We start from the raw sequence: 19,929 nt of genomic DNA, 5'->3' as shown, positions 1-19,929 counted from the left end.
CCATAGGTCTTAAAACTACGTCTCTTTCTATATAGGTTTTGGTTTTTTGAACTTATGCACATGCAGTTGGCTGTTGTGTTGGAGAAAAGGATTTCAAAAATAAAATTCAAGTTGGCATCCATCCAATTGATAAATTTCATCAAAGTCATGCTAATTAAGACTTTTAGGAATTGTACAGCAGTTAGTGGTTCCACAGATGAATTATTAGCTTAAGTTAAGCTTAAATTCGACCAAGGTTTAAATTTGGTACGATCCTAGTACGTTACTCCCGATAACTATGCTGTTAGGGGAATTTCTGAATATTGGATTGTTAACCCCAACTCTCAAACCAATCTAAAGATCTACTCACCATCTACTCCCTGCGTTGCACGGGGAAGGAGTTTCAATCTTGCAATCTGGATTTACCGCCTGTCCTGGTTTATTTTATACCACCCCTGCCCAAGACGGGATATTATCTCGTATAAGAATACCAGGTGGAATGATTAATAGTAACCAATGCCGCGTACTTGCAGATATCGCTGATGAGTATGGGGGTGGCTATGTGGATCTCACAAATCGAGCTAACGTTCAAGTTCGAGAAATCAGTACAAACATAGACCACGAAACACTAAAGCTTTTACAAGATTCAGGGTTGGGTTCGCGCAATACACATGTAGACCATATCCGTAATATTATGAGTAGCCCAACCGCTGGGATTGATCCTCAAGAGTTGATCGACACTAGCTCGCTTGTACAAGCTTGGGATAATTACATCACTGAACATTCTCACCTATCGGGACTATCAGCAAAATTTAGTGTTTGCTTTGACGGTGGAGGGTTAGTACGAGTGTACGATCGCCCAAATGATATCGCGTTTGCTGCCGTTAAGGTTGATGATAGTGTCTACTTCCGCTTGTATCTAAGTTTAGGTGAAAGGGGAGAATCCCCCACGGATATAGGGATTTTATTGAAACCAGAAGAATGTTTACCTGTCTTGGTAGCTTTGGCTGATGTTTACCTAAGTCACCTCGACACCACCAGGAGACGCAAACCACGCTTGCGGGAAGTGCTGAGTAATTTGGGTTATGAAAATTATCTCCAAGAAGTTGAGCAACGTCTACCTTTTGCGCTACAACGTGTTAATAATCTAGAGTGCTATCCAACACCTGGCGCTAAGTATGGACATATTGACGTTCACCCTCAGCGTCAAGCTGGCTTATCCTACATTGGTGTTGTGCTTTCTCTTGGTCGTCTAACCACTTTACAAATACGTAGATTAGCAGATTTAGCAGAACGCTATGGTAGCGGTATAATTAGGCTGACCCCTTGGCAAAATCTATTGATCTCAGATATTCCAAATGAACAAGTTCCATCTGTTCAAAGTGAAATCGAAAGCTTAGGGTTAAATTGGTCGGTAACTCATATTCGCAGTGCGCTAGTTGCTTGCTCTGGTAGTACAGGATGCGGATCGGGAGCAACTGATACTAAAAATCATGCAAGAACCTTGGCAGAGTATCTTGAGCACATCAAGCTAAATCAGCCTGTTAATATCCACTTTAGCGGATGCAATAAATCTTGCGCTCAGCATACTAAAAGTGATATTGCTCTGGTTGGTGTGAATATGGAGCATGAGGAGAGAACTGTCGAGGGTTATCATGTTTATGTTGGTGACAGTGAAGAGAAATTTGGTCGAGAAATTTACCAATATGTAAGTTTTGCAGAACTGCCGAGATTAATAGAACGGATGCTAAAAGTGTATAAAATAGAATCTCTGACGCCTAACGAGTCTTTTGGAGATTTTGCCAATCGACACGCAACCGCCACCCTCAAGCAGTTATTCACCTAGCCCTTAACTCAATGTTCGACTACATTAAAGATGGCAACGAAATATACCGTAATTCCTTCGCTATCATTAGAAGAGAAGCTAAGCTAGACGTGCTACAACCTGATGTCGCAAAAGTGGTAGTACGTTTGATTCATGCCTGTGGAATGACGGATATTGTAAATGACATCGGATATTCAGCAACGGCTGTGGAGTTTGGACGAGAAGCGCTCTCCAAGGGAGCGCCTATTCTCTGTGATTGCCGGATGGTAGCTGAAGGCATTACACGTAAACGGTTAAAAGCAGATAATCAGGTTATCTGCACATTAAATGAGCCAGAAGTATTAGAAATTGCTCAACGTCTAGGTACTACCAGGTCTGCTGCTGCGCTAGAATTATGGCGATCGCACTTAGAGGGAGCAGTTGTAGCAATTGGTAACGCACCTACAGCACTATTTCGATTGTTAGAAATGCTTGATACGGGAGCACCATTACCAGCTGTTATTCTCGGTTTTCCAGTTGGTTTTGTTGGTGCGGCTGAGTCTAAAGCTGCACTGGCGGCAAATAAGAAAGATATCCCATTTTTAACTTTATATGGTCGGCGTGGTGGGAGTGCGATCGCAGCCGCAGCCGTAAATGCACTAGCCACGGAGGAGGAATGACACGAAAAACTGCACCTGCTGTTGTAGTACTTGGGGAAAATAGTATCGCAGTTGCAAGGCAAATCGTCAGCGTTCTTCCAGGGTCAACGATCTATGGCTTAGCAAATCGTACCTCAGATGTTGATGTTAGCTTTACCAATTTCGGTGAGACATTGCGCGAGTTGTTTGCTAGTGGAACCCCACTAATTGGCATTTGTGCTGCAGGTATTCTCATTAGAACTCTAGCACCAATGCTTTCTGATAAACGACAAGAGCCACCTGTCCTAGCTATTGCTGAAGATGGTAGCGCAGTAGTACCGTTGCTAGGTGGACTTAATGGGGTAAACGATTTAGCACGTTGTATAGCTGATGCACTTAATGTTAAACCAGCAATCACAACAACTGGAGATGTTCGTTTTAAGATAGTGCTGGAAACACCCCCCAATGGATACCGCTTGGCAAATCCTGAACAAGCGAAGACCTTTATGTCAAACGTGCTTGCAGGTGCAACGGTGAAATTAGACGGTAATGCGCCTTGGTTAAGTAGTAGTGCGCTGCCAATAGATCCTAACGGAGATTTGACCATCCACATTACCGAACACGAAATCACTCCTGAACCTAATTCCCTTGTCTATCACCCAACAACTGTGGCGATTGGAATAAGTGAAACTGCTCAAGGTGTAGATGACACAGTGAGTTTAGTTCGAGAGCTACTAGCAGATGCTAAGCTTGTAACCGCATCAGTGGCAGGAGTATTTGCAAGTATATCAGCATCGACTAATTCGGGAATCCAGGCTGTTGCTAGTACTTTTAAAGTTCCTACACGCTTTTTTCGTACCACCGACTTAGACAGATTTTTATCACAAGGTTATAGTTCTGCTCAAGCAGCAGCATTAGCAGCAACAGGTGGATCAGGTCAACTGATCTTTTCCCAATCTTCCGACTTTGCTATCGCCATTGCAGGAGAACCACTAGACCCGAACACTATCGGTCAACCACGGGGTCGTTTAGCAATTATTGGTACAGGTCCCGGTAGTTCACAGTGGATGTCGCCTGAGGTGAAAGAAATACTCAAAGCAGCTACAGACTTAGTGGGATACAAAACTTATCTAGATTTAGTGGGTTCTCTTGGGCATGGTAAAATACGGCATGAGTCTGATAACCGCGAAGAAGAAGCACGGGCGACCTTAGCGCTGGATTTAGCAGCCCAGGGGCGATCAGTTGCAGTCGTATCTTCTGGTGACCCTGGTATTTATGCTATGGCAGCAGCTATTTTTGAGGTAATTGATCGTTATGCTAAGCCAGAATGGAATAGTATTGACATTCAAGTTGCGCCTGGTATCTCAGCAATGCAAGCAGCAGCAGCAGCCATTGGTGCACCTTTAGGTCATGATTTCTGCGCGATTTCTCTTTCTGATATTTTGAAACCTTGGTCAATTGTTGAACAAAGAATCACAACTGCTGCTCAAGGTGATTTCGTAATTGCCTTCTACAATCCTGTTTCAAAAGAGCGCAATTGGCAACTCGCACAAGCTAGAGATATTTTACTACGTTGGCGCGATCCTAAAACCCCAGTTGTGTTAGCGCGAAATCTTGGAAGATCAGGGGAAAGTGTTAAGGCGATCGCTCTTGATGAATTAGTACCAGAAGCAGCAGATATGCGAACAGTTATTCTTGTTGGTTCGACGAAGACAAGGACAATACAACGAGGTGATGGTGGGGTCTGGGTTTATACGCCACGTCGCTACACAAACTGAAGACTCAAAACACTCGCTAGACACCAAGAACTTATTACTATCCTCAGCTTGTGATGAGTAGTGAAGGTTGGTTCCAGCTACCAGAAAATACGAAACTTTCTAAGGGTTTACGACTACGAGGTGATAGTTCTCTCTGGAGATTCTTTTCATTTAAGGTTTGGGGATCGCCTAAATAACCTAACGCGATCGCCGCCGCTGGCTGATAACCTTGAGGGATGTTATACACCTGTATAGCCTTATTTACATCAAATCCCGCCATTTGGTGGATAAATAACCCCAGTGATGTTGCTTGGATAGCCATCTGAGCCGACGCTGCTCCCACATCGTGAAAAGCGTGGCGATTTTCTACCCCATTACGCTCAAAATGAAGCTTTGCCACCGATAGCATTAATACCGGAGCATTTTTTGCCCACGGCTGGTTACCTTCTGCCAGACAGCTTAGTAGAAGCTCAAATTCAGCCTGGTTATCTCTCGTAGCTATTATAAAACTCCACGGCTGCTCATTGTAGGAAGAAGCAGCCCAGCGTCCAGCTTCTAAAACACTGAGTAATTTCTCTTGCTCAACAAGCCGTTCTGAAAAAGCTAGAGGACTCCAACGCTTCGAGATTAAATCTTGAACAGGATACCGAGTAGCAGCTGATTTATTTACAGCCAAATTATCAATATTTTGCATTGGACAACTCTCATACAATAATGTTTTACTAAACCCAAAATAGCATAGTTATTATAATTATGGTTGTCTCTATATCATGGCTTTTTTTTAGTCTTTCAAGAAAGAAGAGTGTTTCCGAAAAAATTACTTTGTCAGCAAATTATTGGAAGCAAAATTTATGCCACTAAATCTGCAAAAGGAGAAATTTTATCTCTTAACAAAGTTATTATTTTCCGTCTAACACTCCCTTTTCCTTTGAGTAAGCCTGGTTTCTCTTATACTCTTATGAAGTTATACAGCGATTGCTACTTCGTAGAGATTATTGTGAGAACACAACATTATCGTACGGTTAATCATGTCGTTCATCTACCTAAAAAAAGAGCCAGAAGAGCGAAAGAATCTGCACTTATTCTACAAAGTAAATTGATAGTTATTATTCAAAAACTATTGAACCGCTTAGTAGAATAAGCTAACTCCGCGCGGTTTTAGAAGGAGAAAATTGTCCGTATAGTGCCTGTGATAATCGTGTGATTACTGCTTTGATTGGCAGGATTAGAGATGACTTGAATCAGTGGTGAGAGACGAATGTTGTCATTCACTGGGTAGTTATAGAACCCTTCAATGTTGGTTTGCGTTGCATTCCCAATAGCTTTCTCAATAAATGGCTGACCCACCGCAACCCCTGCTATGGCACCAGGGACAAACAGATCCCGGGTGGAAATCCCTGCCATCCAGTAGTTAGGATTAATATCGCCAAATACCGTATCACTAAAACTGCCGTAGCCATAGCGACCAAATAACGCTAGCTTTTGGGAAATTGCGAACTCAACGTTAGCTCCAGCCACATCAAACCGTCCGTTGAATAATTTACCACCACTATATTCGAGTCGCGCGGCAAAAGTTTTTGAGGGGGAGTATTCTAGTTCGACTGTACCTTGGTAAGGATCTCCAAATAAACCGCGACTACCTCCACCTCTGGGATAAAGCAGGCTAGACGCTGGGAACACTCCTGGTACAAAAGAAGCGCTGCTGCGATTGGGATTCGCTGCATCTGCTGCTACATACAATGCTCGTAGCTTAAACGGTCCTTTGCCAGGATTCCAGTCAACTACTGCTCCAGCGGAGGGAGCATTTATAGGAAAAAGCAGGAAGTTGTTGACCAATGAATAAGTGGAGAAGTCTATAATCCCACTAGCATAGTTATTCAGGTCTATATAGTCAGTAGCGACTAAGCTTGGACCGAGAGTTACCCTAAGATTCTTGGTTGGGTTGAAGCTGTAGTAGAGTCGAGAAACGCCTAATTGATTATTGGGAGTACCCCGAATTGTGTACTCTAAGACGCTACCGAAATTTGGTTCTAAAAATCCGGACGGGTGATCTTTACCGAGACCGCTAACTGTATCTAACCGCAGCTTTAGCAGATCTGTACCAGTGAAGCTGGTGTTTAGATCCACCGCAGCTCGATAAAAAAACGTGGTATTTGGCTGCTTTGTGGTGATCTCTGCACCCTTTGGATCAACGATGCGATCGCCGCTGAAGCCACCTGCACCTACAGCAAAAATGGCCTGACCTGAAAGTTTTGTTGTGGTTGAGAACTGTTGACTTTCTAATTCCGCAATCTGAACTTCCTCAGTATTGATTCGACCGCGCAGTGCGACAAGTTCAGATCCAAATTGTTCTTGTAGTTTTTGCAGCTTAGCTAAATCCTCTTTCTGAATCAAGTTAGCTGTACCAGTAGCAATCAATTCCCTCACTTTGTCAAGGCAAGTATTTAAGCCTGCTGCAAACTCATAGCGAGTTAGAGCGCGATTACCCCGGTAAACACCAATAGGCTCCCCTGTAATACAGCCATAGTGTTCTATTAAAGATTGGAGTGCTTGAAAAGCCCAATCGTTTGGCGATACATCCGAAAGCTGACTGACTGAGGTAACAGGGTCCTCGATAGTATTTGCCTGATTTTGGACGTCATCGCTTATGATACTAGGACCCGTCTCAGTAGAAGCGGGAGTGGGAGTTGTGATCAATGCTTTAATATCATTGATATCCTCGGGGCTCAAAGTAAGAGATTGAGGTGTTGCAGCTAGGGTAACACCAGTATGAGCTATGAAACTAAAAATGCTTATACTACCAGCAATCCATCGGTAAAAGTTCACGCAATAGGACATAAGAAATCTTACAATTTACAGCCGGTTTCATTTATTCATGATTACACTTTTTTGGACTTTTTTTTAAGAGCTTGCTACCTTTAAATCGAGCCCCAAAAGGTGCGTTTTTTTTAGAAGCTTAATGTATCAAGTCTGTACGTAGATAAAATGAACTTACATTACCATAAACTTGCTGTTCAAGCAAGTTAAACTTTTACTATGAAAAATCGCTGCAACCTATTATGCGCGATTATTGTATATTAATGAGTTTTGATTTGCCAAAAGTAATTTCCAGTAAATTTCTCTTTAACTAATATAAGCAACCTGTGGAATGAACTTATTGTTCTGCTTTCCACAGGTATGATAATCTTTTTATAAAGACAGATTTGTAGATTATTTAGTAGCAAGTATTCTGTATTTGTCTAAGTTGTTGCGCATTTAATTTTTATATCGAACGCGGGCTGTCCGGCCCGCAATACAAGAATTTTACGTTTTTGTCTTATACAAGAGAGCTGCACACTAGCTTATTGACGATAATAAACTTAAAATCAACGAGCAAGATCCATATAGAATCGGCGTCTTTTTAAAGCGGCGAGATGTTAAGTAACCTATGACAGATACTATTCTCTAATTTAACCCGCTCAAAGGAGTCGTTAAGGTTAATCGTTGTTTCACTACCGCCTAAAAACAAGCAGCCATCAGGTCTTAATAACTCCTGCACCTTGCCGAGTATAGTTTTCCTAGTTTCTATATCAAAGTATATTAAAACGTTTCGTAAAAAAATAACATCCATTCTAGGCAAAAAAGACCAAGACTGAATGAGATTGATTTGATGAAACTCAACCATTTGGCGAATTTCTTCGTTGATTTCCCACTCGTCACCTTGTTGCTGAAAGTACTTGTCTCGTAGTTCTTGAGACAATCCCCGATTAATTTCTAGTTGATTGTAGCGACCTTTCCGAGCACGTGTTAAAACTTTGACAGAGAAGTCGCTGGCGATTAGCCGCAGTTTCCAGTTTGCAAGTATTGGGAACTCTTCCCGAATTAGCATCGCGATGCTATAGGGTTCTTGTCCACTGGAGCAAGCAGCACACCAGATATTGAGGGATCGCTCACCCACCCGCTTGTTTACAAGTTCTGGCAAAACAGATTTTTTCAGCGCCTCAAACGGATGGCGATCGCGAAAAAAAGATGTTTCGTTGGTTACCAGCGCCTCAATCACCTGTATGTGAAGACCACCGAATGGTTCAGTTTTTAGGTGCGCCACCAAAGAAGCAATAGAATCGAATCCTGCTGACTCTGCCAAAGATCCTAAATGTAACTCGGCCAGATATTCTTTATCTTTATCTAAAACAACTGCTGAATGTTCGCGAACTAGTTTACGCAGATAGGCAAAGTCCATACTGATGACGCCCTTAACCGGTTTGTCCTTTGCCGGTTTATTAATATATGTAACCATAACGTAAATTTGTAAAAAAAAATAAATATCATGCTCTATTATGCTTTATTCGTCCTATAATTGTATCCGCCATTTGGTTTAAAGGAAGGACTTGATCCGCAAGTCCAGCATTTGCAACAAATCCAGGCATTCCCCACACCACACTGCTAGCTTTGTCTTGAGCTAAAATCTGACCTCCTACAGAGCGAATACACTCGCAACCATGTAAACCATCTTGACCCATACCAGTTAACACAACTGCGATCGCGCCACTTTGATAAACCTCTGCAACCGAACGGAACAGAACATCCACCGAAGGGCGACAGGAATTTTCTGGTGGTGCTTGGTGTGTTACAATTTGCACATCTTCACCAGAACGCTCTACAATCATGTGAAAATCTCCTGGTGCGATCCAAGCTTGTCCAGGCTTTAGCACAGTCCCGGGAATGGCTTCATCGACTTGAATTTGAGATATCGACGCAAGTCGCTCTGCTAAAAGTTTAGTAAACATCGGCGGCATATGCTGAACAATCAAAACGGGAACTGGGAAATCTGCTGGTAAGTGAGGTAGCATAGTAGCCAAAGCATTAGGGCCTCCGGTAGAAACACCAATTGCAATAACATCCACTCTCTGTGTTAATGATCGAGTGGGTGTCGCTATTAGCTCAGGAGTTACGGGGGGTACTAACTTCGTAGTACCTGAACCGAAGAGTTTGATTTTAGGAACCAAATCTTCCCAAATATGTTTGTTCGCTGCCTCTACGCTACCCAGATTACTTGGTTTAGTTGCATAATCAGTAGCACCTAAAGATAGAGCTTCCAGAGTTGCACTAGCTCCAGCGCGGGTGAATGTGCTAAACATAATCACAGGTAAGACTGGATAGCTCTTGCGAATAGCTGCCAAAGTTTCTAACCCGTCCATATCTGGCATTTCTATATCCAAAATGACTACGTCAGGATTAAGCTGAGGAATCTTGGATAAAGCAATAGAACCAGTTGCAGCAACACCGACTACTTCTAGTTCCGGATCGCTAGACAGCAGCTTAGAGATCCGGCTACGAACTACTACCGAATCATCAACAACGAGTACGCGAATTTTTAACATGACTTAATATTTGAATTTGCTAACAACTTTCTGCAAATCCACTGCCATGCTTAACAGTTCACTTGCTGCTTGAGACGTGTTGCTTGCACCAATTGTAGTGCTTTGCGCATTTATGGCGACTATACTAATACTTTTAGCAATATCAGCAGACCCCTTTGCTGCTTCGGAAACATTTCGAGATATTTCATTGGTTGTAGCAGTCTGCTCTTCTACAGCACTGGCAATTGTATTCTGTATATCATTAATCTGGTTAATTACACCAGTTATTTGAGTGATGGCACTAACAGCATCATCTGTATCAGTTTGAATTGCTTCAATTCTCTGGCTAATATCCTCAGTTGCCTTTGCAGTCTGCCTTGCTAATTCTTTAACTTCAGTAGCAACAACAGCAAATCCTTTACCTGCATCCCCTGCTCGTGCAGCTTCAATGGTAGCATTTAAAGCCAGCAAATTAGTTTGCTGAGCAATTGAGGTTATTACCTTAATAACTTTGCCAATTTCAACACTGCTTTGACCAAGCTTAGTAATTGTTTTGTTTGTGCGATCAGCCGTTTTAACGGCGTTAATTGCTACCTTAGCTCCCTCAGACGCATTTTTTGCAATCTCTCTAATACTGGCGTTCATCTCTTCTACAGCAGTAGCTACACTCAGAGCATTTGTACTAACTTGTTCAGCAGAGGCTGAGGCTGAAGTGGCTTGTTCTGAGGTCTGTGTAGCGTTTTGAGTCATTTCTTTACTCACCGCCGTCAACTCCTCGGATGAAGAAGCTACAGCAGTAGACACGTCAGCCATTTGCTTTAAGGAAGCTTGCAAATTAGCAATCATTTGATTTACATTATCAGTAAGTTGCTTAAACTCTCCAGCATTTTGTGCTTCAATCTGCTTTGATAAATCCCCTTGAGCCACTGCCAAAGTTATCTGGCTGATACTTCTAATTCGTTCTGTAATATTCGTACTCATCTGGTTCATGTTGTCTACCAGTTCTTTCCATATACCAGATGCTTGGTCAAGCGTGATTTGAGAACCCAGCTTACCTTCAATACCAAGTTCACGCCCTAAGCGAGTCATTTCAGAGGCAAATAAATTCAGTTGATCTACTATTGTATTAACGATAGTTCCAACATGCAAAAGTTCACCCTCTAAAGGTCTACCCTCAATTTCCAAAGCCATTTTGTCTGAAAGATCCCCTTGAGCGATCGCACTTAGCACCCTTTGGGCTTCAGTCGTCGGCTTTGCTAAATTATCAACTAGTTTATTAATTGCGTCAATACTGGTTCGCCATAAACCATTAGCTGTTTCTGTTGACATCCGCTCCTTAATTTTTCCTTGTTCACCAACTTTCTGGCTAATTTGAACAATCTGGTCAGCAAAGCTTTCGTTGCAACTCACCCAGTCATTAAATACTTCGGCTATCTCACCCAACCCATCATTATCAACAGGTAATCGAACTGTGAAATCGCCATTTCTAGCTGCTTTTAGTGCTTGTAATAGTATTTCAACTTGGGAAGTCGTTAAATTGTCAGCTTGATTTACCCCATCAGTAGCCATTGCCAAATTCTCCTAAATTTTTGCTTACGAATTGAGAAACGTTACATGTAACGCTTCAACTGCATTTTGACGCCATTTATAGAAATCAGTAGAGCTATCCAATTAATCGCGTCTCGACGTCAAGAATTTTCTTAGCGTCTAAAACGAGCAGAAATCCTTCTTGGAGTTTATACGCTCCTTGTAGCAACTCGCGTATTCTACCCTTAAGTGTTGCTGGTGGAGGTTCAAAATTCTCTTGCTTAATTTGCACAATCTCTCCGATATCATCCACTTGCAAACTGACTACCTCGTCCTCAGCACACACAACTACATTGAAGCCACCTTGCTCATCTACAGACTCAGATACCGAGGGGAAATCACAATTATTCATTTCCAAACTAGATTTTAGGTCAATAACGGTCACGATTTTTCCCCGTAGGTTAATTAATCCGCAGATATCTGATGGCGCTAGTGGTACTCGTGTTATTTCTTGAGAGCGAATAACTTCCTGAACATTTTGCACATTAATGCCAAGGTAGATTCCATTGAGAAAAAAGGTGCAAAATTGTAGTTCGGACATGGTAAAGGAGTTTGGGGGTTAGGGGATAGGGGATAGGGGTTGGTGGTTAAAATAGGGGTAGACGATCTCAATAAGATTCTTAATATCAAGAATTTCAGTTACTTGACCTTGGATAACTGCAAGACAAAGTACACCTGCTCTGGTGGGAGTACCTTTGATGGTGAGTGGTTCTTCTACAATATCAAGGATGCGCTCTACCACTAGTCCTATACTCTGTTGTTGGTTTAAGGTGACAACAACTACCTGAATTATCTCCTCTTCTGCTTTTTCAGGTGGAGAAAGGTTACGGGTGAGGTGATTTAGTTTTGGTACACCGCTATCAGAAAATACACTATGCAAATCTAACAAGTAGAGAATACTACCTTGATGCTGCACGATATACTGGTTTGCTACTTTTTCAACCACAGAAACCCGAAACTCTTCGAGACGGGAAGCGTATGAAAGTGGGATCCCCATGCGTGATTCTTGTGGTCCATCGAAAAGCAATATCGTCTGCCGGGTTTCTTCTTGTTCTTGAGCTTTTAATGCTAAAGTACTCAACAACTGCTTTTGCATTTGATATGTAATGCCAGCGTGCTGTGCAAGAGTGATCGCATCTATTACTAGTGCTATTTTCCCATCACCTAAAATAGTTGCGCCAGTAAAAATCGTGACAGTCTTTAATTGTTTGTCTAGGGGTTTAATAACAATATCCTGGATATCTTGGATTGCATCTACGACTAAGCCAAAATGGTAGCCTTCGGCTTGAATCACCACTATATAAATAGGTTCGTCTTCTACTGGGTTGTGTGGAATTTCCAACTCACGATTTAGGTAGATTAAGGGTAAGAGATCATTCCGCAGCCGAAACACAGGCACATTGTAAAGCATCTCAATGCTGTGGATGGCTTGCTCTGGTTCTAGACGAACAAGCTCTTGTATGCTACTTTGAGGAATAGCAAAACGATGAAGCTCGACAAGCTGGTTTTGTTCGACACTTGTGCTAGTCACAATTAGCGCTGGGATAATTGCTAGGGTAAGCGGGATTTTTATTTTGAATGTTGTACCTTGTCCTAGCTGACTTTGGATTTCGACTGTACCATTTATTTTTTCGATGTTGGTTTTGACAACATCCATACCAACACCGCGCCCAGAAAGGTTAGTGACTCGTTCAGCCGTCGAAAAGCCTGGTAAGAAAATCAAATCCATCGCTTGCTTTTCGCTCATCTGAGCAACTTGTGAAGAACTCATGAGTCCCAGTTGCTGAGCTTTTTGTTTAAGTCGTTCTGGATCGATCCCACTACCATCATCACTAATCTCAATATTCACTTTATCACTTTCATGAAAAGCTTGCAGTAACAATCGACCTTCTTCTGGTTTACCAGACTCTTTCCGCTCTGATGGGGTTTCAATACCGTGGTCAATGCTATTGCGAACTAAATGTGTTAATGGATCTTTGATTGCTTCTATGATACTTTTGTCAAGCTCTGTTTCTGCTCCTTCCATTTCAACTCGAACTTGTTTACCATTAGCGATCGCCAAATCGCGAGTCACGCGAGGAAGCTTTTGCCATATTGTGTTAATCGGCTGCATTCGGGTTTTCATGATTCCTTCGTGCAACTCAGTGGTAATTTGGTTAAGGCGTTGGCAGGTAGCACTAAAAGCTGTGTCTTCAAAAAGAGTGGAAAATTGTACAATTTGGTTGCGCGCTAAAACCAACTCTCCAACTAAGTTCATTAATTGATCAAGCAATCTAACATCTACCCGAATCGAAGAGTCTGATGCATTCAGCGTATCGCTGCTTCCTGGGTTTTCATCAATAGCAAATGAAAGATTTTGTTCCTTGTCGTCTAATCGAGGGGTTTGGGGTGATATGATCGACTCTTGATGCTCTGACAACGAAGCCAACATTTTGATCAGCTTTGAAATGTCGCGATCGCCTTCGTTGCCTTCAGCTTCGATATGAGTCAGTATCTGCCGGATACTATCTACAGTTTGGAGTAGGGCATTGATGATCCCGCTATTCACCTCTATCTGGTGAGCACGCAAACCCCCCAGCAAGTTTTCCGCTGCATGGGCAAGTGATTCTAACTTTGCGAAAGCAAGAAAGCCGCAATTACCTTTAATAGTATGAATAGAGCGATAAATGCTGACTAAAATATCTCTATTGGCAGATGTTTTTTCTAAATTAAGAACGTTTTGTTCTATTTGGTTAAGATTCTCGTAGCTTTCGACTAAGAATGCTTTTACATCATCATCATCTATGTCTGGTAACCCCATAATAATATTAGACGATAAACGCCCTAATATTTTACGTCAATAGTACTCTAACTTGAGAGCCAACTCCGATCTTTCTCAAGCTAAGATAAAATACTTCATTAGGTAGAAGTGTGTTGGCTTTTGCTACTTACCTTTTCACCTAAAGGAATACGACTTAAGACATACATAATAGTTATAGAATAAAAGCATTCAACAGTGGTTATCACCAAGGTAGCCCCTGATACAAGCCCCAGAAATCAGGTTATTACTCTATGATGGTACGGAAATAGAGACAGTAAACAAGGAAAGAACAATGGCATTAGTTCTCGTTATCGATGATGCAGGTTTTGCACGTAGGATGATTTGCAAGTTCCTCCGAGCAGATGGTTATGAAATAATCGAAGCAACCAATGGGCGCGAGGGGTTAGAAATAGTTCGCAATCGCACTCCAGATTGTATTTTGACAGATATTTTAATGCCCGAAATGAACGGATTTGAATTTCTTCAAGCTTTACAAGAAGAAGGATTTCAAATTCCCACTATTATTATTACAGCAGATATTCAAGAACCTTCACGTCATCGAGGCTTAGAGCTTGGCGCTGCTGGCTTTATAAATAAGCCACCCAAAGAAAACGAGCTACGCCAGGCTCTTAGGCAAGTCTTTAGTTTCAAGGAGTAAAGCATTGTATGCAAGAGATCACAACAGAGCAAATGGATGCTTTACGAGAATTAATGAATATTGGTGTTGGTCGTGCAGCCAGTTTACTTAATGAGATGGTGCAATCTCGAATTATTTTGGAAATTCCATTTGTTAAAATATTTGAAGCTGTAGACTTGCAACAAGAATTTACACAAAGATTTAATAACGACTCTTTTGCTGCTGTACGGTTAAGCTTCACCGGTTCATTTGCTGGATCAACGGATCTGGTTTTTCCTACTGAAAGTGCATCAAAGTTAGTATCGTTACTGACAGGCGAAGAACCTGGTTCACCCGACCTTAACGCTGTCAAGATTGGAACCCTAAGTGAAATAGGTAATATTATTATTAACGCTATGATGGGTTCCATTAGCAATGTACTGGATCAGCATTTAAATTATGGGTTACCTATATACTTAGAAGATAATATTGAAAATATACTGTTATTATCAAATAATATTAATGAAGCAAGAGTCTTTGCTTTAGCTCAGGCACGGTTCAAAATTGAACTACTTGAACTGATAGGAGACATTGTTTTGATTTTAGAAATGAGTTCGTTTGATGTGTTGATAAAAGCTATTAATCAAAGTCTAGGAGTGTAATTATAGTAATAATCCGTATAAAATAGTAAAGGACAATAGTGAATAGGTACAGAGGGCATGGAACAACACATTGCGTAATGATGCCGACTTAGACTTCACCAAGAAAAACTAGCTGATCTGATGATGGACGCAAAAATTAGTCAAGCTCAAGAAAAATATAGTCTTCTAGATAGTGTTCCTTTAGGAATGTGTATTATCCAATCAGATCAGATTGTGTTATTTTGGAACTCCTGTCTGGAACAGTGGACAAAAATTCCTAGAAGTAAGATTTTAGGGAGTTCTATTACTGAGCATTTTCCCCATTTTAATCAGCCTTTGTATGCTGATCGATTACATCAAATATTTCAAGGTGGTCCACCTACAATATTTTCTTCTCAACTGCATAAATATATAATCCCTTCTCCCTCCCCTCATGGCTCATATCGCATTCAACATACAACCGTTACTTCTGTACCTGCATTCGATGGGGTGGGATTTTATGCGCTTTTTTCTATTCAAGATGTAACAGATTTAACTTTTTGGGTTAAAGAATATAGAAGTATGCGAGATCAGGCTTTGGTACAAGCCGAAGAATGTCGCCAGGCTCAAGAAATAGCTGAGGCTGCTAACCGCGTTAAGGATGAATTTTTGGCTGTCCTCTCTCATGAACTACGCTCGCCACTTAATCCTATCTTAGGTTGGACAAAATTATTGCAAAAGGGCAGATATGATCAAGCCCAGCAAAAGCAAGCTTTGGAAACTATTGAGCGTAACGCTAAACTACAAATTAAACTAATAGACGATTTGCTGGATGTTGCTAAGATTCTCCGTGGTAAGCTACCCTTGAAGCCTGTTCCAGTTAATCTACTAGCGATCATTGAGGCAGCTTTAGAAACGGTACAAGCCGCAGCGATCGCCAAGTCGATTGTAATTGAGAAGGTGTTATTAAATCCAGTGCAAGTTGCTGGTGATGGTGATCGGCTACAACAGGTTTTGTGGAATTTGCTCTCTAACGCTATCAAGTTTACTCCGAATGGAGGTAGAGTAAAAATTCAGCTAGAGCAAGTCGGTAATGAAGCACAAATCACTGTTAGTGACACTGGCAAAGGTATTTCGGGAGAGTTTCAGCCATACGTATTTGATTATTTCCGACAAGCCGATGCTTCAGTAACCCGTATGCATGGTGGACTAGGGCTAGGATTAGCAATTGTACGTCATTTAGTAGAGTTACATGGAGGTAGAGTATCCGTGTTCAGTCCAGGAGAAAATCAAGGAGCAACTTTCACCGTGCTACTACCAATACTGCAACCTCAACCAGTGCTAGTTAATGAAGACGACACTCTAGACGCTGAACCTGATTTGACAGGAGTCCGCATTTTGGTTGTGGATGACGATCCTGATACCCGTGATCTTCTCACCTTTTTGCTGGAGGACTACGGGGCTGGTGTGATGGTAGTTGCTTCAGCAGGAGAAGCTTTTAGAGCCTTTGAATCTTTTAAGCCTGATGTTTTGGTAAGCGACATCGGAATGCCAATTGAAGATGGATACTCATTTCTACGGCAAATACGCTCTCTCCCACCAGAACAGGGTGGTCAAGTTCCGGCGATCGCGCTTACCGCTTATGCTAAACAAGAAGATCAGCAACAAGCACTCGTAGCAGGTTTCCAACAGCATCTTTCCAAGCCAGTTGAACCTCAAGCTTTAGTTACAGTTATTGCCCGCCTGATTAAGCTAAAGACTGTCACGCTAAAAGCTATGAATTCTTAAGAGTCAGGAGTCAGGAGTCAGGAGTCAGGAGTCAGAACAGAATACTTCATGGCTGAAATTAGGGTTTGAATTTTTCTTAATAGCCACGATTAAAATCGGGTTCTTTGGACTGTAATTCATTCACCCTTCTCCCAATGGATAAGGCTTTATAGGCTGACCGGCAGCACAGAATTTAAATCTAAATTCTGACTCCTGACTCCTGTATTCTGACTCCTTATTTTTAACTCCCCAGACTGGATTCGAACCAGTGACCAATCGATTAACAGTCGATCGCTCTACCGCTGAGCTACTGAGGAATGCAATACCAGTTAGTACTGAACTCTTCTTTGAGAAACTCAAACTCCCCAGACTGGATTCGAACCAGTGACCAATCGATTAACAGTCGATCGCTCTACCGCTGAGCTACTGAGGAATACGATTACTAATATTAAATGCAAGTCATATTATTTGGCAAGTACTTTTGGAAAAATTTTTGGAAAATTTTTTTTCACTAGCCCACATTGTCATAAATCAAGAATCCCACGGCTTTTGGTTAAACTGAGCGTAGCGATAGTTTAACAGCCGTGGGAGTATCAGAACTTCTGAAGTCAAAAACATTTGGGAACAAAATCACCTCACTTCAAGCCCATACGCAATTCAACCAAACGTTGTCTTGCCTTAGCATCAATGGAATTGGCTAAAAATCGGCTCTTAGATTGTTTTGCTGGTTGATATTTACGCCTTACACGACAAACCACAGTTTCTACGTCGTAGCATAATTGTTTTGCGGAGATCCATTGAGCCCCATATCCCTGTACCATGAGCTGCTGTGCCCGATCTGACGTTGCAACAATCATTCTCGAAATCCTCGCTAGGGCTATTTCTTGCCGCAAAGATGCACAAGTTTTTTCAATGTAAGTATCTGCTGTCTGCCCAAAATCAGTATAATGAACCATTAGAAGTTCAGTAATAACCTCTTTGTTGCTAGAGGTATTTTGATAGTGGGCATCAAACACAACTTGAGTTTGATAACCTAAAAATGCACTATAACCAGTTAAAGCTTCAACTAGTTCCCAACGTGCTGCCTCTAGTCCAGCAGAATCACGAGTTTTTTTCAAACAAGGCCAAGCGCCTATTATATTGTAGCCGTCTACTAATAAAACGGCTTGGGGTAAGGGACGGGACATGGGTTTTAATCACTATTCTCGCTAAGTTAACAAAATTCATTCATAGTTTTCATAGTAGTTGAAACATAGATTGTAACACTATGTTACAATCTACAAAAAATTTTTAGTAAAGGGGCAATGGGCAATGGGCATTGGATAAAGAGCATTTGGTATTGGGTATTAAATTAAGGACTGAGTATCTACTAAATTCAGAGTGTCATTTCTTCTCCTATGCCCCATGCCCCATGCCCCATGCCCCATGCCCCATGCCCCATGCCCCATGCCCATTATCAACAAGCCTGATCCAGATCCATGAGACGCTGTTGAAGGCGCGCTGTATCTCCTTGATCTATTAACGAGCCTCTTTCCATTAAGAAAGCGCCGTCGCAGTAATTTAGCTCATTTAGGCGATGAGTTACCCAAAGAGCTGTCATACCTCGAGTTTTGACTAACTCGCGAACACTAGCTACTAATTCTAGTTGGCTATCTGGATCCAGTAAGGCAGTGGGTTCATCTAACAGTACGACTTCACACTGACGGGCTAAAGCACCGGCGATCGCAACTCGCTGTTTTTGTCCACCACTTAAAGCATAAATAGGACGGCGTTGCAGTCCCAGCAAATTCACTGCACTTAGCGCCTCCTCAACTCGTTTTCTCACAGTTGCAGGTGGTAGTTTTTCCTCAACCAACCCAAAAGCTACATCAGCACCAACAGTCGGCATTACCAGTTGATGGTCAGGATTTTGAAAAACAAACCCAACAGGATGTGAAACTCGAATTTCTCCAGACTCAGGAGTTAATAACCCCACCAATAGTCTAAGTAAAGTTGATTTACCACTACCGTTTGTACCCAAGAGCATCCAAAATTCACCCTTGGGTACTTCTAGAGAAAAAGATTTTATGACTTTTTCTCCCGACGGCCAACTAAAGTTTAAATTTCTGACTTCAATGCCCAGTTCCGTCATTTGTACACCAAGCTGATTACTCGGTTAGGGCAAAAAAGCCTGGTGGTCTAGCACCACCTGCAGCTGCACCATCTCTTTGAGAGATTTGTACGCCAGAAATTTCACTAGCACGAACTGCGATTTTTTTCTCTGTCTTGCCCTCACTTTTTAGTTCCACAATATCTGGTTTACCAGTACGTATTGCTGTCAAAATTAACTGGTATATTTCTTCAGCAGCTTCAGGTGTCTTACTCTCTACCGAGAGAGGGAAAGCAGTGTTTCTTACGGTTAAGTCTATGTTGAACATTTGGTGTTGATCAAATTTAACTTTGACACCCATTTTAGCGTTAGCTGGGGATTGGGGCATGGGGCATGGGGCATGGGGCATGGGGACTGGGGGAGAAAATAATACTTAATTTAATAAATTGGCATTTGGGCTTGCTGTGCTTGCTTTGCCGTATTATCCGCACTCACTGGTAGCAGTTAAATTTTAAGTAAAGTTAAAATTGGAGTTGAAAAATTAGTAATTTAGACATAATATTATTAGAAAGAGTAAACAAATGTTAACTCTATTGACAAATAGAGTGACGCTATGTATACAGGCTATTGCTTCGTGATAGTCTATATACAGAGGAAAAAAATCCTGTACTTATAAAATTCGGAGATTCGTTCTAATGACGATCGCAGTAGGACGCGCCCCCAGTAGCAGAGGGTGGTTCGATACTCTCGATGACTGGTTGAAGCGCGATCGCTTCGTATTCGTAGGATGGTCAGGGATATTACTTTTCCCCTGCGCATTCCTAGCTTTAGGAGGTTGGCTAACCGGTACAACCTTTGTGACATCATGGTACACCCATGGTTTGGCATCATCCTACCTAGAAGGATGTAACTTCTTGACAGTAGCAGTATCAA

General features: G+C 41.8%; 17 protein-coding genes, 2 tRNA genes and 1 pseudogene. 8 read left to right on the top strand and 12 right to left on the bottom strand.

Translation table 11 applies throughout. The annotated features are described in order from the left end of the window. Positions 1-388 precede the first annotated feature (388 nt). From cobG to cobJ, 3 genes are read left to right on the top strand one after another with little or no spacing between them, the layout of a single operon-like run. On the top strand, positions 389-1,825 hold the full coding sequence (gene cobG, locus G4P69_RS11655) for a precorrin-3B synthase (protein WP_208345395.1): 1,437 nt from the start codon (positions 389-391) through the stop codon (positions 1,823-1,825). An 11-nt stretch (positions 1,826-1,836) separates the two neighbouring features. Continuing rightward, on the top strand, positions 1,837-2,463 hold the full coding sequence (locus G4P69_RS11650; protein ID WP_208345394.1) for a precorrin-8X methylmutase: 627 nt from the start codon (positions 1,837-1,839) through the stop codon (positions 2,461-2,463). Then, positions 2,460-4,199, top strand: a complete 1,740-nt coding sequence (gene cobJ / locus G4P69_RS11645; protein WP_208349897.1) for a precorrin-3B C(17)-methyltransferase — start codon at positions 2,460-2,462, stop codon at positions 4,197-4,199. Before G4P69_RS11650 ends, cobJ begins: the two co-directional genes overlap by 4 nt. A 43-nt stretch (positions 4,200-4,242) precedes the next feature. On the opposite strand, the gene G4P69_RS11640 is transcribed toward cobJ, so the two are convergent. Then, the gene (locus G4P69_RS11640; RefSeq protein ID WP_208349893.1) at positions 4,243-4,872 is read right to left on the bottom strand and encodes a nitroreductase family protein; all 630 of its coding nucleotides are present in this window, start codon (positions 4,870-4,872) and stop codon (positions 4,243-4,245) included. Between the two features lie 108 nt (positions 4,873-4,980). Here G4P69_RS11640 and G4P69_RS11635 point away from each other — a divergent pair, with 108 nt between their 5' ends. Continuing rightward, entirely contained in the window at positions 4,981-5,319 is a 339-nt protein-coding gene (locus tag G4P69_RS11635) for a hypothetical protein (protein WP_208345114.1), read from the top strand. Between the two features lie 17 nt (positions 5,320-5,336). On the opposite strand, the gene G4P69_RS11630 is transcribed toward G4P69_RS11635, so the two are convergent. The 6 genes from G4P69_RS11630 to G4P69_RS11605 all read right to left on the bottom strand — a co-directional run bounded on the left by G4P69_RS11630 (position 5,337) and on the right by G4P69_RS11605 (position 13,904). Beyond that, on the bottom strand, positions 5,337-7,016 hold the full coding sequence (locus tag G4P69_RS11630) for an iron uptake porin (RefSeq protein ID WP_208349889.1): 1,680 nt from the start codon (positions 7,014-7,016) through the stop codon (positions 5,337-5,339). A gap of 562 nt (positions 7,017-7,578) precedes the next feature. Continuing rightward, positions 7,579-8,454 carry a CheR family methyltransferase gene (locus G4P69_RS11625; RefSeq protein WP_208345111.1) on the bottom strand — a complete coding sequence of 292 codons (876 nt, stop codon included), beginning with the start codon at positions 8,452-8,454 and terminating at the stop codon, positions 7,579-7,581. A 28-nt stretch (positions 8,455-8,482) separates the two neighbouring features. Continuing rightward, positions 8,483-9,538 (bottom strand): protein-glutamate methylesterase/protein-glutamine glutaminase, encoded by a 1,056-nt coding sequence (locus tag G4P69_RS11620; protein WP_208345110.1) that lies wholly within the window; start codon positions 9,536-9,538, stop codon positions 8,483-8,485. 3 nt (positions 9,539-9,541) lie between these two features. Then, the gene (locus G4P69_RS11615; RefSeq protein WP_243902933.1) at positions 9,542-11,086 is read right to left on the bottom strand and encodes a methyl-accepting chemotaxis protein; all 1,545 of its coding nucleotides are present in this window, start codon (positions 11,084-11,086) and stop codon (positions 9,542-9,544) included. Between the two features lie 94 nt (positions 11,087-11,180). Continuing rightward, the gene (locus G4P69_RS11610; protein ID WP_208349884.1) at positions 11,181-11,645 is read right to left on the bottom strand and encodes a chemotaxis protein CheW; all 465 of its coding nucleotides are present in this window, start codon (positions 11,643-11,645) and stop codon (positions 11,181-11,183) included. Positions 11,646-11,663: 18 nt separating this feature from the next. Continuing rightward, on the bottom strand, positions 11,664-13,904 hold the full coding sequence (locus G4P69_RS11605) for a chemotaxis protein CheA (RefSeq protein WP_208345303.1): 2,241 nt from the start codon (positions 13,902-13,904) through the stop codon (positions 11,664-11,666). 292 nt (positions 13,905-14,196) lie between these two features. Here G4P69_RS11605 and G4P69_RS11600 point away from each other — a divergent pair, with 292 nt between their 5' ends. The 3 genes from G4P69_RS11600 (at position 14,197) to G4P69_RS11590 (ending at position 16,928) form a co-directional block, all read left to right on the top strand. After that, positions 14,197-14,562 (top strand): response regulator, encoded by a 366-nt coding sequence (locus G4P69_RS11600; protein WP_208345304.1) that lies wholly within the window; start codon positions 14,197-14,199, stop codon positions 14,560-14,562. Between the two features lie 8 nt (positions 14,563-14,570). Continuing rightward, positions 14,571-15,182 carry a chemotaxis protein CheC gene (locus G4P69_RS11595; protein WP_208345305.1) on the top strand — a complete coding sequence of 204 codons (612 nt, stop codon included), beginning with the start codon at positions 14,571-14,573 and terminating at the stop codon, positions 15,180-15,182. A 120-nt stretch (positions 15,183-15,302) separates the two neighbouring features. After that, the gene (locus G4P69_RS11590; protein WP_390691891.1) at positions 15,303-16,928 is read left to right on the top strand and encodes an ATP-binding response regulator; all 1,626 of its coding nucleotides are present in this window, start codon (positions 15,303-15,305) and stop codon (positions 16,926-16,928) included. A 224-nt stretch (positions 16,929-17,152) separates the two neighbouring features. On the opposite strand, the gene G4P69_RS11585 is transcribed toward G4P69_RS11590, so the two are convergent. The 5 genes from G4P69_RS11585 to G4P69_RS11565 all read right to left on the bottom strand — a co-directional run bounded on the left by G4P69_RS11585 (position 17,153) and on the right by G4P69_RS11565 (position 19,324). Next, positions 17,153-17,224: transfer RNA gene (locus G4P69_RS11585), tRNA-Asn, on the bottom strand. Between the two features lie 44 nt (positions 17,225-17,268). Then, positions 17,269-17,340 (bottom strand) — tRNA-Asn (locus G4P69_RS11580). A 202-nt stretch (positions 17,341-17,542) separates the two neighbouring features. Continuing rightward, entirely contained in the window at positions 17,543-18,094 is a 552-nt protein-coding gene (locus tag G4P69_RS11575; protein WP_208349880.1) for an NYN domain-containing protein, read from the bottom strand. Between the two features lie 269 nt (positions 18,095-18,363). Then, a complete protein-coding gene (locus tag G4P69_RS11570; protein WP_208349876.1) occupies positions 18,364-19,038 on the bottom strand; it encodes an energy-coupling factor ABC transporter ATP-binding protein in 675 nt (224 codons plus the stop codon). A gap of 16 nt (positions 19,039-19,054) precedes the next feature. Beyond that, positions 19,055-19,324: a hypothetical protein gene (locus G4P69_RS11565; protein WP_208349979.1), complete on the bottom strand. Its 270-nt coding sequence runs from the start codon at positions 19,322-19,324 to the stop codon at positions 19,055-19,057. Between the two features lie 367 nt (positions 19,325-19,691). Between G4P69_RS11565 and G4P69_RS11560 the strand changes: the two are divergent. Then, positions 19,692-19,929 (top strand): annotated as a pseudogene (locus G4P69_RS11560) (photosystem II D2 protein (photosystem q(a) protein)); the annotation flags it as partial.

The sequence above is a fragment of the Aetokthonos hydrillicola CCALA 1050 genome (assembly GCF_017591665.1).
In the GTDB taxonomy this organism is placed as follows: domain Bacteria; phylum Cyanobacteriota; class Cyanobacteriia; order Cyanobacteriales; family Nostocaceae; genus Aetokthonos; species Aetokthonos hydrillicola.
Note: the sequence above shows the minus strand (reverse complement) of the source record. Positions and strands in the feature narration are given on the sequence as shown.

Excerpts from the sequence above, each read along its gene's own strand:
- cobJ (WP_208349897.1), top strand. The coding sequence starts at position 2,460 with ATGACACGAAAAACTGCACCTGCTGTTGTAGTACTTGGGGAAAATAGT.
- G4P69_RS11600 (WP_208345304.1), top strand. The coding sequence starts at position 14,197 with ATGGCATTAGTTCTCGTTATCGATGATGCAGGTTTTGCACGTAGGATG.
- G4P69_RS11625 (WP_208345111.1), bottom strand. The coding sequence starts at position 8,454 with ATGGTTACATATATTAATAAACCGGCAAAGGACAAACCGGTTAAGGGC.
- G4P69_RS11570 (WP_208349876.1), bottom strand. The coding sequence starts at position 19,038 with ATGACGGAACTGGGCATTGAAGTCAGAAATTTAAACTTTAGTTGGCCG.
- G4P69_RS11640 (WP_208349893.1), bottom strand. The coding sequence starts at position 4,872 with ATGCAAAATATTGATAATTTGGCTGTAAATAAATCAGCTGCTACTCGG.
- G4P69_RS11650 (WP_208345394.1), top strand. The coding sequence starts at position 1,837 with ATGTTCGACTACATTAAAGATGGCAACGAAATATACCGTAATTCCTTC.
- G4P69_RS11605 (WP_208345303.1), bottom strand. The coding sequence starts at position 13,904 with ATGGGGTTACCAGACATAGATGATGATGATGTAAAAGCATTCTTAGTC.
- G4P69_RS11575 (WP_208349880.1), bottom strand. The coding sequence starts at position 18,094 with ATGTCCCGTCCCTTACCCCAAGCCGTTTTATTAGTAGACGGCTACAAT.
- G4P69_RS11590 (WP_390691891.1), top strand. The coding sequence starts at position 15,303 with ATGATGGACGCAAAAATTAGTCAAGCTCAAGAAAAATATAGTCTTCTA.
- G4P69_RS11630 (WP_208349889.1), bottom strand. The coding sequence starts at position 7,016 with ATGTCCTATTGCGTGAACTTTTACCGATGGATTGCTGGTAGTATAAGC.
- G4P69_RS11620 (WP_208345110.1), bottom strand. The coding sequence starts at position 9,538 with ATGTTAAAAATTCGCGTACTCGTTGTTGATGATTCGGTAGTAGTTCGT.
- G4P69_RS11565 (WP_208349979.1), bottom strand. The coding sequence starts at position 19,324 with ATGTTCAACATAGACTTAACCGTAAGAAACACTGCTTTCCCTCTCTCG.
- G4P69_RS11610 (WP_208349884.1), bottom strand. The coding sequence starts at position 11,645 with ATGTCCGAACTACAATTTTGCACCTTTTTTCTCAATGGAATCTACCTT.
- G4P69_RS11595 (WP_208345305.1), top strand. The coding sequence starts at position 14,571 with ATGCAAGAGATCACAACAGAGCAAATGGATGCTTTACGAGAATTAATG.
- G4P69_RS11615 (WP_243902933.1), bottom strand. The coding sequence starts at position 11,086 with ATGGCTACTGATGGGGTAAATCAAGCTGACAATTTAACGACTTCCCAA.